12 protein-coding genes are annotated in these 13180 nt (G+C 69.0%); 4 read left to right on the plus strand and 8 right to left on the minus strand.

Annotation, left to right across the window (positions count from 1 at the left end):
- The first annotated feature begins 90 nt into the window (after positions 1-90).
- From Q9R33_RS18620 to Q9R33_RS18630, 3 genes are all read left to right on the plus strand, one after another.
- The gene (locus tag Q9R33_RS18620; protein WP_311294678.1) at positions 91-1053 is read left to right on the plus strand and encodes a BadF/BadG/BcrA/BcrD ATPase family protein; all 963 of its coding nucleotides are present in this window, start codon (positions 91-93) and stop codon (positions 1051-1053) included.
- 137 nt (positions 1054-1190) lie between these two features.
- Complete coding sequence (gene manA / locus Q9R33_RS18625; protein ID WP_311294679.1) at positions 1191-2321, plus strand: mannose-6-phosphate isomerase, class I; 1131 nt, start codon at positions 1191-1193, stop codon at positions 2319-2321.
- A 189-nt stretch (positions 2322-2510) separates the two neighbouring features.
- Positions 2511-3743, plus strand: coding sequence for a hypothetical protein (locus tag Q9R33_RS18630; protein ID WP_311294680.1), 1233 nt, complete (start codon positions 2511-2513; stop codon positions 3741-3743).
- A gap of 81 nt (positions 3744-3824) precedes the next feature.
- On the opposite strand, the gene Q9R33_RS18635 is transcribed toward Q9R33_RS18630, so the two are convergent.
- The 3 genes from Q9R33_RS18635 to Q9R33_RS18645 all read right to left on the minus strand — a co-directional run bounded on the left by Q9R33_RS18635 (position 3825) and on the right by Q9R33_RS18645 (position 8540).
- On the minus strand, positions 3825-5999 hold the full coding sequence (locus Q9R33_RS18635; RefSeq protein WP_311294681.1) for an ABC transporter substrate-binding protein: 2175 nt from the start codon (positions 5997-5999) through the stop codon (positions 3825-3827).
- The gene (locus tag Q9R33_RS18640) at positions 5996-7135 is read right to left on the minus strand and encodes a hypothetical protein (protein ID WP_311294682.1); all 1140 of its coding nucleotides are present in this window, start codon (positions 7133-7135) and stop codon (positions 5996-5998) included. The genes Q9R33_RS18635 and Q9R33_RS18640 overlap by 4 nt, the downstream gene beginning before the upstream one ends.
- A gap of 70 nt (positions 7136-7205) precedes the next feature.
- Positions 7206-8540, minus strand: coding sequence for a dienelactone hydrolase family protein (locus tag Q9R33_RS18645; protein ID WP_311294683.1), 1335 nt, complete (start codon positions 8538-8540; stop codon positions 7206-7208).
- Positions 8541-8625: 85 nt separating this feature from the next.
- Between Q9R33_RS18645 and Q9R33_RS18650 the strand changes: the two genes are divergently transcribed.
- Positions 8626-8805: a hypothetical protein gene (locus Q9R33_RS18650; RefSeq protein ID WP_311294684.1), complete on the plus strand. Its 180-nt coding sequence runs from the start codon at positions 8626-8628 to the stop codon at positions 8803-8805.
- Between the two features lie 236 nt (positions 8806-9041).
- Here Q9R33_RS18650 and Q9R33_RS18655 read toward each other — a convergent pair whose 3' ends face one another.
- The 5 genes from Q9R33_RS18655 to Q9R33_RS18675 are packed head-to-tail and all read right to left on the minus strand — an operon-like array spanning position 9042 to position 13089.
- Positions 9042-9902, minus strand: coding sequence for a MurR/RpiR family transcriptional regulator (locus Q9R33_RS18655; RefSeq protein ID WP_311294685.1), 861 nt, complete (start codon positions 9900-9902; stop codon positions 9042-9044).
- Positions 9903-9921: 19 nt separating this feature from the next.
- A complete protein-coding gene (locus Q9R33_RS18660) occupies positions 9922-10860 on the minus strand; it encodes an NAD(P)-dependent oxidoreductase (protein WP_311294686.1) in 939 nt (312 codons plus the stop codon).
- Positions 10857-11825, minus strand: a complete 969-nt coding sequence (locus tag Q9R33_RS18665; RefSeq protein ID WP_311294687.1) for a shikimate dehydrogenase — start codon at positions 11823-11825, stop codon at positions 10857-10859. Before Q9R33_RS18665 ends, Q9R33_RS18660 begins: the two co-directional genes overlap by 4 nt.
- On the minus strand, positions 11822-12466 hold the full coding sequence (gene eda / locus Q9R33_RS18670; RefSeq protein WP_311294688.1) for a bifunctional 4-hydroxy-2-oxoglutarate aldolase/2-dehydro-3-deoxy-phosphogluconate aldolase: 645 nt from the start codon (positions 12464-12466) through the stop codon (positions 11822-11824). Before eda ends, Q9R33_RS18665 begins: the two co-directional genes overlap by 4 nt.
- On the minus strand, positions 12463-13089 hold the full coding sequence (locus Q9R33_RS18675; RefSeq protein ID WP_311294689.1) for a glucose-6-phosphate isomerase family protein: 627 nt from the start codon (positions 13087-13089) through the stop codon (positions 12463-12465). The genes eda and Q9R33_RS18675 overlap by 4 nt, the downstream gene beginning before the upstream one ends.
- Between the last annotated feature and the right edge of the window lie 91 nt (positions 13090-13180).

Consider the following 13180-nt stretch of genomic DNA (forward strand, 5'->3'; position numbering starts at 1 on the left):
CGCCCCCGAGGCGATCGAGTTCGTGCGCAAGCTCAACGCGATCACGCCTCCCGCTGCGGCGTTCGACGCCGCATTCTCGACCAAGGCGTCGTGATCACGCTCGCGATCGACGCCGGGCAGACATCGACCAAGGTCCGGATCCGTGGTCTCGGGGAATCGCCGACCGAAGCGGCTTTTCCTGGGGTGGTGACGGATCGACCCGTTCTTCCCCAGATCGCTGCGATTATCCACGAGACGACGGCGCGTGCCCGAAGGGTGCCGGCGGTCATCGCCGTAGGCGCGTCCGGGTTGCTCCATGAGGAGGGTCACGCGGCTTGGCTCCGGAGTGAACTGGGTGCCGTCGCCGCTGGCCGCATTCTTGTCGCCCACGACTCGATCACCTCCTTTCTGGGTGCTTTGGGGCTTCGAGATGGCGCTGTCGTCGCCGCCGGCACTGGTGTCGTTACGCTCGCTGTCGGACCCCTGGGCGTCGCCCGCGTCGACGGGTGGGGGAACATCATGGGCGATGCGGGGAGCAGTTACTGGTTCGGGCGGCGCGCCCTCGACGACGTCATGCGGGCCTACGACGGTCGTGGCCCGGCAACGGCGTTGACCGAGGTCGTCTGTGCGCGCTGGCCGAACCTTGCCGAGGCCTATATGACGTTGCAGGCCGACCCTGATCGCGTGAGAATCATCGCCGACTTCGCTCGCGCGGTCAGCGAGCTGTCGGGGCGCGATGAGGTCGCCCACCGCATCGTGGTCGACGGAGCAGCCGAGCTCGTTGCGTCGGCAGCAGCCGCGCTCGAGAAGGCAGGCTGCAGCGGTGACACGGCAGGTGCTCGCTCCGTTGTTCCCATCGGGGGACTCTTCCAGTCCCAGCCCGTCGCGGATGAGTTCACATCGCTCATGACCGCGCGGCACCCGGGTGTCAACATCGAGGCCGAGGTGGGGGAGGGCATCGACGGAGCCGAGCTTCTCGCGGGTCTGTCGGACACACACCCGCTCGCCGTCCTCACCTCGAGTCTCGCCCCAGACCCGCTTCTCGAACAGATCGCGGGTCCTCGCTTTGAGTGAGCGACGCGCGTCGAGAAGGATCGCCTCGTCAGCCTGACAACACGAGTCGGGCCGATTGCCCGGTTTGTCCGGCGACGTCGACGCGACCGGCCGCTTGGGTCGCCGTACTCCAACCCTCAAGGAATGAGCATCCGACCATGCTGATCGAGATCACCAACACCCCGCGACAGTACGCGTGGGGATCGACCACGCTGATCGCCGAGATGCAGGGCCGGCCCGCCACCGGCTCGCCGGAAGCTGAAATCTGGTTCGGCGACCATCCCGCTTCTCCGGCGTGCGCCATAGACGGGCAGCCTCTCCCGGATCTGGCCACCGAGCGGCTGCCGTTCCTCGTGAAACTGCTTGCCGCCGCGGCCCCGCTCTCCATTCAGGTGCACCCCTCGAAGGCCCAGGCGGTCGAAGGGTACGAGCGCGAGGAGGCGGCTGGCGTGCCGCTTTCGGCCGCGTCCCGCAACTATGGAGACGACAACCACAAGCCGGAAGTCCTGGCGGCCGTCAACGACGGCTTCACCGCACTCGCCGGGCTGCGTGACCTCGACGCCACTCGGCGGCTGGTGACTCAGTTGGGTCCCGCCGCTGAGTCGCTCGGGTCCCGGCTCAACGGCCACAACCCGCCAGACATCCTCCGAGACGTGATCCAGTGGCTGCTCTCGGGTGAGGCCCCCATCCCGGCGCTGATCGCCGCAGTCCACGACGCGGAGGCCACGGAGTTCGCGTCAGAGGTCAAAGCTGTGCGAGTGATCGCGGAGCGCTACCCGGGTGACCCGGGCGTGATCGTCGCGCTACTGATGAATCTGGTCTCCCTCGACAGGGGACAGGTCCTGTATGCGCCGGCCGGCACGCTCCACGCCTACCTCGAGGGACTCGGCGTCGAAGTGATGGCAGTCAGCGACAATGTCCTCCGCGGGGGCCTCACCCCCAAGCACGTCGATGTGCCCGAGCTCCTCCGCATCCTTGACCCGACACCGGGCCCGCCGAGGATCCTGGAGCCCGTCAGCACCTCCGAACGTGTCACCACGTTCACGCCGGATGTCCCGGACTTCCGGCTCCGGCGGGTCGCTTCGATCGAATCGATGCCCACCTCGCTATCCACGCCTCACCCGACGGTGGCGATCGTAACAGCGGGGACCGTCACCGTCGCCGGCGGGGACGGCGCCGTGACGCTCACTGCGGGCCGCGCACTGTACGCGTCCGGCGAGCAGCAGCTCAGCCTTACCGGTGACGGCCTCGTGTACGTCGCGGACCCGAACTCCGATCAGCCGCGGTAGCTGCCTCACGACACCGCTGCCGGCGCCTCGACGATGCTCTGCAGCTGCTCGAGCTCATCACCGTGCCATGGGCGGCAGCCCATAGGTGCGTGATGCCCCCGGAAGCCGCGGTTTCGAGATAGCGCGTCGCAGGCTTATCTTGCATGGCCAGAGCGCCCCGCCAGCTGCCGATGCGGCTACCGTCGCAGCATGCATGAACGTCTCCCATCGGTATCCGGACGCATTGAGACCAGGACGATCGCGGCTGACGGCGTGATCGGCATCGCCGCTCCCGTCTATGACGCGCTGTTCCCCGGGGGAGACGCGGCGCGCGGACTCGCGGCCCTCATCGCCGCCGACGGAGTCAGAATCAACGACACAGCCGTGCCGACTCCGCGCGACGACGGCACCTTCACCGCCGAACGGATCGACATCAACGGCGATCGCGCACTGTGGCTGAACGATGACGGCACCTGGTCATGGAACGTGCAGGTGCTCTTCAACGGCGAGAACAAGACCTACGACGAGGCCGTCGTAGGCTATGTCGACGACATCACCAAGCTCCGTGGGTTGACCTACCGCCTCACGCTCGTCGACGGGCTCATCGTCGGCCTCGATGCGACGATCTTCGACGTGGCCTTCGCGCGCACCGTCCGACACGATGCTGCGGCGATCATGATCACCCTCGGAGGCCGCGGGGATACGAGCACTGGTAAGCCGGACCCGTCGACGCTGCGGTTCCCTGTCGCGAACGTGGAAGGCGCCCCGCGGGACCAGGACGTCGTCCGGTACTGGAAGGATGCCGCTGGCTGGCATCTCGCCCGCGCGACCCCGCGGAACGTCGAGGTCGCGGTCACCGAATCCGCGGACGGTCAGGTGGCCGGCACGGTCGACGGAGCCGCCATCGTCGACTCGCGCCTGACCCTGCAGTACGCCGAGGCCTGGAACCGGCCCTCGCAGCCCATCCGCGCCATCGCCATGCTGGGCGAGACCGTGGCGCCGATGATCCAGTGGCTGTCGCCGACAGGCATCACGATCGGGTTCTCGCGGGGCGACGGTGCACGCCCTGCGCTCGCGGCCGCCATCCAGATGGCGCGGGATGCGCTCGCCGCGGTGGCGGTGTCGGTCGAGGGGGACGGAAGCGATATCAGCTCCGGCGCGATGTGGGTGACGCGTGACTATCACGACAGCTTCGCGGTCGCGATCGCAGATGCCGCGGCGACCTTCGCGGACGAACACGCGACTCTGGACGAGCTGGAAGGCGCGCTCCATCGTCTCGCGCAGGCATACGGCGGCCGGACCGGCGATCGCTTCAGTTGGATGGAGAACAGGTACTTCGGCCGCGGCGACGGCAATGGACACGATGCACCCTTCGACACCGGCCACGACGGGACCGGCTTCTGGACATTCGCGCAGTCGCACCGCGGAACCGCCGCCGCCTGATTCCGCGCAGGGCCGAGCGCCACAGCATCCCTGCTCACGAAGGGGCCGGTCGACGATCTCGTCGCCCGGCCCCGGATGGTGTCAGTCGACGGGGAAGAGCGAGACCGTCACGGTCCCGCTGTACATGCCCGGAGCGGTGTCGACCGGGAGGTCGAGCGTCAGACCGGCGGTGAGCTGTACTGAGCCGAAGCGGCCCGCCGCGTCGGCCGTGGCGAGTGACGCCGGCATGCTGAGGCCGGTGCCGCCGCTCAGGGTCGTGGCGACGGAGCCACCGGCCTCGACGCCGGCGCGCGCGGTCGTCACCTGCGGATTCCACCCGAGGTGCCCGGAGTCCACGCTTCCCGTCGCCGAGACGAAGTCGCCCGCCCGGCCGGTCACGGCCCATCCGCCGGATCCTGCCTGCTGCGGGTTCCGAGCGTCGGTGACGGTGATCTGGGGGAGTGAACCCGTGAACCGGAGGCGGTCGCCGGCGTTCTCTCCCTGCTCCAGCGTGACGTGGTCGCCGTAGTCGGCGACGGTGAGTGCGAGCGTGCCCGGCGCGTCGGCCGGGACCGTGGCCTCGACATCCACCCCGCCGGAGGCGACGGCCCCCACAGTGACGAAGCGAAGGTCAAGGCTCGGATACCCCATGATCCGATAGCCGACCACATCGCCGGCGACGACATAGCGGTTGCCGAGCAGGTACATCCAGGCGAAGGGCGCGTACTGGTCGCGCATCGCCTGATAGATCTCGTGGCGGATGCCGGAGGACTCGAGCTCGGGCGTCACGACGGCCTGGTCGATGATTGCCTTCACCGCTTTGCCCTCGTCGGTCAGCATGTATCCCGTGTTCTGCCTGTCCGCGGCGATGAGACCGGTGAGCTCATTCATGGTCTCGGCATTGCGCGCGTTGAACGCCTGAGAGTTCAGGTCGGCGGGCTTCTGCGCGTTGGCAGCCCAGGTGTTCGTGTTGAGCGGATTGAATGCCGTGGGCTCGACCTTCATGCCGATCTGCCCGAGCATCTGGGTGACGGCGGTGAGGAACGCGGCATTCTCGGCGAACATGTAGACGACCGTGTTCGGGTCGTACCCGGCATCGGCGAGCAGCTGCCGCGCCCTTTCGGGGTCGTACTCGTACGGCTGACGGTCGTCGTAGCCGATGACCCCGGGCGATCCCGACCACAGCTCGACCTCACCGCCGCGGAGCGTGGCGAGTGCCGCGCGATCCAGGCCGAGAGACACGGCTTCCCGCAGCCGCTCATCCGCGAACAGCCCCGGCTGCACGGTCACACCCGGCTGCAGCTGGCCGGCGCTGTCATACGCGCTCGCCGCAGCGATGTAGTTCCCGTCCTTGACGGCACGTGCGATCGTGTAGGCCATGTACTCGCGCTTGTCGTAGGAGTGCGGCACGTCGACGGCGCCCGCCGCGACAGCCGCGTCGACGGCGCTGCTCGCACCGAGCGCCACCCGCATCACGATGTCGGCGTCGCCCGCAGCCGCCGCATGGATCGCAGGGTCGCCGCCGGCGGTGGAGAAGACGATCCGATCGACATTGCTGTCGCCCTCGACACCCCAGCCCCACCAGGCGTCATTGCGGACCAGCGTCATGTTGGTCGCGTCCGCGGGGTCGAACGCGTACGGGCCGCTGCCGATCGGATGCTTCCAGAACGTCGTGTCGGTCGCCCCCGTACGAACGTGTTCGGCGGGGATGATCGGGAACATCGACGCCTGCCCGTAGAAGTTGGGCATCGGCACCCGGAAGTCGAGAGTGACCTCGTAGGTGCCCGTCGCGGTCGCGGCGGTCACGTAGTCGTTCCATGGCGACACCGAGCTCAGCGGTGTCTCGCTGCGGAGGCGGTTGAAACTCGCGGCGACGTCGTCCGCGGTGAGCGCTGTACCGTCCTGGAAGGTGACGTCGTGCCGGATCGACACCGTATAGGTCAGATAGTCCGCCGACCAGGTCCCCATGTCGGTTGCCAGCCACGGCGTGTAGTTGCCCCGCTCGTCGGAGGCGAACAGCATGTCGCTCCACAGGAGCGTGTAGGTGAAGGCGTAGTCGCCGTTGCCGCCGTTCATCCGGTCGTATGTGCTCGCCGCCGGCGCGCCCGCGACGGTGAGGACGACGTTGTCCTCGTCGGCGTTGGCGGCGGGGACGCCGGCCGCGAGCAGGCATACCGCGGTCGTCGCCGCGAGCCCTGCGATGAGCTTCGCCCCTCTGAGGCGTCGTCTGGTCCTGCCGGCTCGCATGGCGAGCTGTGCGCTGTCCTCATGATTCATCGGGTCACCTCATCGTGATGTTGTTCTGATTCGGGAATGGACAGGTCGGAGTCGGGATCGGATGCCGGGGCATCCGTCGCCCGGGCGCGTGCGACGGCCTCGTCGATGCGCGCCTGGGTTCTTGCGGCCGCACGTGCGCGGAGTATGCGGACGAGGAAGAATCCGCCGACGACGAGGGCGATCAGAACCAGTTGCGACCACGGAATCGTCCACACCGTGAAGGATGTGCTCGCGGGGGAGAGGCCGGCGTCGATGTCGTCGTCGCCGACAACGGACGGCGTGGTGGTGATCGTCCCGAGTGCGAGGAACAGCGGCCACACCTCGAGCTCGGTCGTGGTCGTGGAGGATCCGGATGGCAGGATCTCGCGCTGCGCGTCCGATCGAGATGCTCCGGCGACTCCGAACGGCCCGGTGATTGCGACATCTGAGGCTGTTCCGACCCGGACGTTGCCGGTGTTGGTCGTGGTGTACGTCACCGTGACGATGCCGGGTGCGAACGGGTTCCACGACGGGGTCCAGGATTCCTCGGCCACCGCGGGCACCGCCTGCACGGCCACCTCTCCGGTGACGCGGAGATGGATGCGGACACCGACGCGCGAGGCGAACTGCACGTCGGACGTCGACCCGGGGATGAGCTCGGCCACGATGCCGGCAGGGTGGTCGCCGGGTGCGGCGTTGTCGGGCACGGAGATCTCGACGGGGATGGTCGCGGTCGAGGCGGGGGCCATGGCGAGGATGAGTCCGCCGTCGGGAGACGCCGATGCGCCGTCGACGGCCGTCAGCGTCACCCAGGATCCGCCGTCGGCAGGCTCGGTACCGGCGGGAAGCAGGTCGAAGTTGCCGTCCTCCGACAACACGCCGTCGCTGGCGTAGATGTGGAAGACCTCGTCGGTGTCGCTGAAGTTGGTCACGGTGACGGCGTCGGTCGCGTTCGCGCCCGGGTCCAGCTCATAGCGCAGCGAGACCCGGTCGTCACTGCCCTCGACCGCGGCGGGACCGATTGCCCAGGTGACCGACGCTTCCGAGGGCGACGGGGTCGGCGACGGTGTGGTGTCGGCGTGCACGGTGAGCGGCGGCCCGATCAGGATCGCTGCGGTGACGACAGCCGATGCGGGCAGAAGGGAGCGCGAACGCATGGTGGCCTCCAGGAAGAGAGTTGTGGGGCCGGTCGGCGGAGGAGCGCCGGCCGGCCCCACGGTCAGGGGGTCAGTCGACCGGGAACAGAGACACCGTCAGGGTGCCGCCGTACGTCCCCGGCGTCGTGTCGACGGGGACGTCGAGGGAGAGCCCGGCGCCGATCTGGGCCGATCCGTAGCGTCCGGCGCTGCTGGCCGAGGCAAGCGTCGCGGGGGTCGACAGTCCGGCCCCGCCCGAGAGCGCGGAGACCGCGCTCGTGCCTGCGGCCAGCCCGGGACGGGTGGTGAGCAGGTAGGGGACCCAGCCGAGATTGTCGGCGTCGACCGTGCCCATCGGCCCGGTGAGCGCGCTCGCCTGACCGGCGACGGACCAGCCGCCCGCGCCGGCCTGCTGGGCGCTGCGGGAGTCGGTCACGGTGACGGCGGGGAGCTGCCCCATGAAGCGCAGGTGGTCGCCGGCATTTGCTGCCTGCGAGAGCGTCACGTGGTCTCCGGCGACGGTCAGCGCGAGGGAGCCGGGGGCGGCCGCCGGCACCGTCGCGTCCACGTCGATGCCGGTGTCGCCGCTTCCGGCGAACGACGCAGCCAGGATGCCCTGCAGTCGGGTGGTCGCCGCCTGCGCCGCCGCCTTGTTGGCGGCGTTCGCGGTGGGCGTCGAGCCGACGCGCATGAACGCGTGGTCCGCACCGGCGTAGACCACCGGATCGAAGAACTTGCCGTACGCGGCCATCGTCGTGGTGGTGAGCGGCACGCTGCCGGTGGCTCGCGTGTCGGTCTCACCGTAGAAGCCGTAGATCGGCACGCGGATATCGTCGACCGGGTAGTCGGTCAGGCCGTCGTTGCGGTGGCAGCCCTGCGTCACGGTCGGCGCTCCGACGTCGTAGAACACCGCGATCGCGTTTACGTCCGTCGTCCCGGACTGGGCGTAGCGGAACGCCGCGCCGCCGCTCCACGAGAGCCCGACGATGTCGACGAGACCGTTCGAGCGCGACAGGCCCTTCGCATAGTCGACCCATGCGTCGAACCGCTCGTTGATCTGGTCGTCCGACAGCGACGTCAGCAGCGTCGAGGTCTGCCCGTCGCTTGCGACGAGGGTCTGGACATCTCCGGTGCCGTCGGGGCCGAGTCCCGAGGTGAAGTCGGGCGTGATGGCGATGTAACCCATGGCGGCGATCTGATCCGCGGTGTTGCGGGTCGAGTCCGTCAGGCCGAAGACCTCATGGCCGACGATCACCGCAGACGCCTTCTCCGTGCCGAGCGGGTAGTCCACCCATGCCTTCAGCTGCTGGCCGCTCACCGTGATGGTGACCCACTCGGAGGTGGCGGCGCGAGGCGAAGCGGCGAGGTTCGCCGTCGCCCACGCCTGACCGGTCTGCTGGCGCGTCCACCCTGCGTTGGACGCCACGACCGTCGGGACGACCGCAGGACACGGATTCGCGACGTCGTACTCGGAAGCGAAGCTCGCGGTAGCGGGAGCCACGAGAAGGGCTGTGGCGACCAATGTCGTTGCCGCGATCGCCCCAAGCCGACGCTTCGACGTCGTCCGGGTGTGCTCTTTGATCTGCATCATTTTGATGACTTACACCTCTTTGTGTGATGCCGCCGCGTCGGCGGGCGTGTTCGAGCGTCATGCGGACCGGTTGGTGCCGCCCAGGCACCGCCCCCAGTGATGACGAGCGACCGGATGTCGCTCTGTTTAGTGAAACTACATGAATGGCGCTTTCTGCGCCAGAACTTCTCTCGCAAACATCAAAAGTCGCCAGTATCGGTAGTCTCACTACTTCCTGTAGTGCCTGAGGGGAAGCTTTCGCCACACCACACAGGGGAGGCAACGCCGCCGGACAGCGAGGAACCCCGAGGTCCCGTACCGCGCACGGCAGCCGCGCAGGTGGTGCGCGGGTGAGAGTCAGTCTCGGCGGAACGCTGTCAGGCCGGACTTCATACGCGCGAGATCCTGCGCGTGGGCCTCACCGCGACGCACGGCGACCGCGGTGGCAAGAATGTCGACGACCACGAGACCCGCCAGCCGCGAGACGGTCGGCGTGTAGAGGTCGGTGTTCTCGAAGGTCTTGACGACGAGCGCGATGTCGGCCAGGCGGGCGAGCGGAGTGTCATCCGAGCCCGTGAGGGCGACCACGCGCAACCGTCGATCGTGGGCGTGCTGGACGATCTCGAGCACCGACCGGGTCGACCCCGTGTTCGAGATCGCGACGACCAGAGTCTCCGGTGACGCCATCGCGACGCTCATGAACCACTGATGCGGGTCATCCGGCGCAACACAGGGCACACCGAACAGCACCGACTTCTGCGCGGCATCCATCGCGATCACTGCCGAGGCGCCGTGGCCGATCAGCACGATCGACGTGCTCTCCAGGATCGCCGCGACAGCCCGGTCGACGGCGTCGGGATCGAGGTACGACCGGGCACGATCAAGGCTGCTCAGAGTGTGGTCGAAGATCTTCGCGGTCAGCGTCGGGGCGTCGTCGTCGGTCCCGATCGTCGACAACCCCGCCGGGAGCCCCAGCGCGAGGGCTTCGGCGAGCGCGAGCCGGAACTGCTGGAAGCCATCGAAGCCGAGACTCGTGGAGAAGCGCATGACGGTCGGCTCCGACACATCGGCGGCCGCGGCGACTCCCGCCATCGTGGAATCCACGACGAGGCGGGGATCCGTCATCACGAGGTCGAGCACCTTCGCCTCCGAGCGGCGCAGCGAAGGACGCGCGTTCGAGAGCCGCTCGAGCAGCGGTGGGATCCGGTCGGTCGGCATGGGCTCCTCGTCGTGTCTGCTAGGAGGCTAGCGCAGTCACGAGCGCGGCCACGGCGGCGTCGGTGGCACGCTGCACGCTCGCCGCCGTGAAGCCGCCGATGTGCGGCGTCATGATGGTGCGCTCGTGGCGGAGCAGCCTGTCGAGAACCGGTGGCTCGGTGTCGAACGCGTCGACGGCGTAGGCACCGAGCCGTCCGTCGTCGAGTGCGCGCGCGACGGCGTCCGCGTCGACGAGCGCCGACCGCGCCGTATTGATGAGGATCGCCCCAGGCGGCACGCGTTCCAGCAGGTGTGCGGTGACCAGCGCAGAGCCGTCCGCGGGAGGCGGCGCGTGCAGCGAGAGCACGTCAGAGGTCTCCGCAAGCTCCTCCAGTGACCCGACCCGCCGGTGAGCCACCGGTTCCAACGCCCAGGGGTCGTAGATCCGGACCTCTGCGCCGACAGCGGCAAACAGCGTCGCGACTCGACGGCCGATCGCGCCGTATCCGGCGACTCCGACGCGCAACTCCGACAACTCGCGGGCCGACGTGCGGGTCCAGCCACCCGCCTTCATCGTGCGATCCGCGGCGACGATGTCCCGCACCGAGGCGAGGGCGAGGGCGAGCGCGAGTTCCGCCACACCCTGCGCGTTCGCGCCGGGGGCGGTGATCACGCGGATGCCGAGACCTGTCGCCGCCTCGAGATCGATGCTGTCGGCACCAGTCCCGTTGCGCGCGATGACCCTGAGGGAGCCGGCCGACGACAGCACGTCGGCGGAGATGCGCTCGACGCCCGCCAGCCACCCCACGGCCCCGTCGAGCAGCTCGGGCAGCTCGTCGGGCCGCGGGAGCCGCCCCGGCGGCCCGGCGACGAGCTCGAATCCGTGCGCACGCAACGGAGCGAGAGACGGATGCCTCGACACGCCGTCGTCGGCCGTCAGCGATCTGGGCGTGACGAGGATGCGCGCGGGCGCGCTCACCGGAACCCCGCGGCGATCTGCGACAACTGCTCGAACGCGGGTCCGCGGGTGGGGATGTCGACGTCGAACACGTCGCCGATGACCTGTGTCCAGCCGTGGAGGAAGTACACCCACCCGTCGACGACGCGGAGTCCGCGTTCATCGGCCTGACGCCGTGCCTGGTCGAGGAAGACCAGATCGCCGCGGTAGTTGAGCTCCCAAACGGCTGCGCCGTTCGGGAACACGGCGTCGTCCGTGAGCGGGGAGCCCGGGGCATCCTTTCCCAGACCCGTCGCATTGACGACGAGGCTGCCTTCCGGAAGCTCGCGCAGGATCGCGTCGTTGCTGCGGGCGTCGGATGCGAGCACGGTGCGCAGCGGTCGATGGTCGCCTGCGCGCTCGTGGATCTCCTTCAGTGCGTCCAGGCGTCCCTGGCTGCGGTTGGAGACCACGACTGTCGCCGGCCGGTTCACTCCCCGCTCGGGTCTGGTGAGGTACCAGTCGATCGCGATCGCGGAGCCCCCGGCCCCCATGAGGAAGACCTCCGCCTGGGGGTTCCGCGCGAAATGCTGGTCCGGCAGCAGCGCCTCGAGCGCGTGCCCGGCGGAGTAGGGGTCCTTCGCGCTCGCGATGATCCGTCCCTCGCGCTTCGCGATGCAGCTCAGTTCGCCCATGAGGGCAGCGAGCGGGTCGACCTCGTCGAACAGATCGGACGCGGCGCGGAAGAGATCGATCTTGTGGGTCGTGACGAGCGCGCCGAGACTGAGCGGGTCCCGTGCCAGGAACTCCACCACGGCGCGGTAGTCCTCGTCCGGGGCGTGCAGGGGCAGATCGATTCCGGTCATCTCGACGTCGCCGAGCGCGAGCGCCTCGGCCCAAGCCGGGAAGACCCGGCGGATGGAGGACTGGCCCGTCGTGACACCGACGAAGTAGAACGTCGGGCGCTGTGCGGCTCGCAGCGTCTGCGCCGTGAAGGTGCGGGTCATGCGGCGACCTCCGTTCCGACGGCGGCTGTCGCTACGGCGACCCGCGCGGCTTCTTCGATGTCGGCCCAACGCCCATCGACGATCGCCTCGCGGGTCGCGATCCACGTTCCGCCGACGGCGACGACGGATGCCTCGGCGAAGTAGCCTCCCAGGCTCTCCAGGCGGATCCCCCCGGTCGGGACGAACCTCAACCCGGTATGGGCGAACGGCGCGGCGAGGGCGCGCAGCGCCGCGAGTCCCCCCGCCGTCTCGGCGGGGAAGAACTTCACGGTGCGGTGACCGGCGTCCAGGCACGCGAGGATCTCCGTCGCGGTGACCGCGCCGGGTACGAGCGGGACGCCGAGCAGGGCGGCCGCCTGCGACACATCGGGGGAGAAGCCGGGCGAGACGAGGAATCCGGCCCCGGCTTCCACCGCCGCTTCGGCGGCGCGTTCGTCGAGGACGGTTCCGGCGCCGACGGTCAGTTCGGGGTAGTCGCGCGCGATGATCCTGATCGCCTCGATGCCCGCCGGCGTGCGCAGCGTGATCTCCGCGACAGGCAGACCGCCCGCCAGGAGTGCCGCCGCGAGTGGCGCCGCGGCCGACGCATCCTCGATCTCCACGACGGGGATGATGCGGGCGGGGAGGGCGAACGGGGTCATCGCGCGCGCCCCGACGCGTAGCCCCTGTGGTCGGGATTCGGCACCTGCTCCCAGCCGGAACCGGAGCCCACGACCAGCGTCTTCATCCCCCCGGCGTCGGCGATGATGCCGTAGTCCTGCCCCGCATCGGCGTTGTAGCAGAAGAGGGTCACGAACGGCTCCGTGCCGACATTGACGCTGCGGTGCACCCAATCTCCCGGCACGTTCACGGCCTGTCCCGGTCGCAGCTCGATGGCGACCGACTGCCCGTCGACACTGTCCAGGAGCATGACGCCGTGGCCACTGAGGCAGTGGTACAGCTCCGCGCGATCGGAGATGCCGTGCAGGTGGCCGCGGGTCATGGCGAACTCCGCGCCCACAACGCCGGGAAGGACCGTGCTGGTGCCGACGATGAGCGCACCGGGCTGCGAGGAATAGCGGTGCTCGCTCACGTGATACGCGACGGTCGCCCGGCCCCGTTCGCGGACGATCGCGTCGAAGGCGGCCGTGTCGCGGTAGATCCCGTCGAGTTCACCCCATCGCTTCTCGTAGCGCCCACTCGCGCCCTCCATCTCTCCGTGCGGGCCGATCGCGAGCCGCACAGGCACGCCGACCGGAACGGCGGATTTCAGATCGATGGACATCGGCATCCCTTCATGCAAGAGCAACTGGTAGTGAAACTACATCAAAGTAGCGAGGCGTTCGTGTTCTGCAATGAATTCACCCGGATTGCTC

The sequence above is a fragment of the Microbacterium sp. PRC9 genome (assembly GCF_031844125.1).
GTDB lineage: Bacteria > Actinomycetota > Actinomycetes > Actinomycetales > Microbacteriaceae > Microbacterium.

What these genes read in the sequence shown, in the direction of transcription:
- manA (WP_311294679.1), top strand. Translation starts at nt 1,191, where the DNA reads ATGCTGATCGAGATCACCAACACCCCGCGACAGTACGCGTGGGGATCG.
- Q9R33_RS18630 (WP_311294680.1), top strand. Translation starts at nt 2,511, where the DNA reads ATGCATGAACGTCTCCCATCGGTATCCGGACGCATTGAGACCAGGACG.
- Q9R33_RS18635 (WP_311294681.1), bottom strand. Translation starts at nt 5,999, where the DNA reads ATGAATCATGAGGACAGCGCACAGCTCGCCATGCGAGCCGGCAGGACC.
- Q9R33_RS18640 (WP_311294682.1), bottom strand. Translation starts at nt 7,135, where the DNA reads ATGCGTTCGCGCTCCCTTCTGCCCGCATCGGCTGTCGTCACCGCAGCG.
- Q9R33_RS18655 (WP_311294685.1), bottom strand. Translation starts at nt 9,902, where the DNA reads ATGCCGACCGACCGGATCCCACCGCTGCTCGAGCGGCTCTCGAACGCG.
- Q9R33_RS18665 (WP_311294687.1), bottom strand. Translation starts at nt 11,825, where the DNA reads ATGACCCGCACCTTCACGGCGCAGACGCTGCGAGCCGCACAGCGCCCG.
- eda (WP_311294688.1), bottom strand. Translation starts at nt 12,466, where the DNA reads ATGACCCCGTTCGCCCTCCCCGCCCGCATCATCCCCGTCGTGGAGATC.
- Q9R33_RS18675 (WP_311294689.1), bottom strand. Translation starts at nt 13,089, where the DNA reads ATGTCCATCGATCTGAAATCCGCCGTTCCGGTCGGCGTGCCTGTGCGG.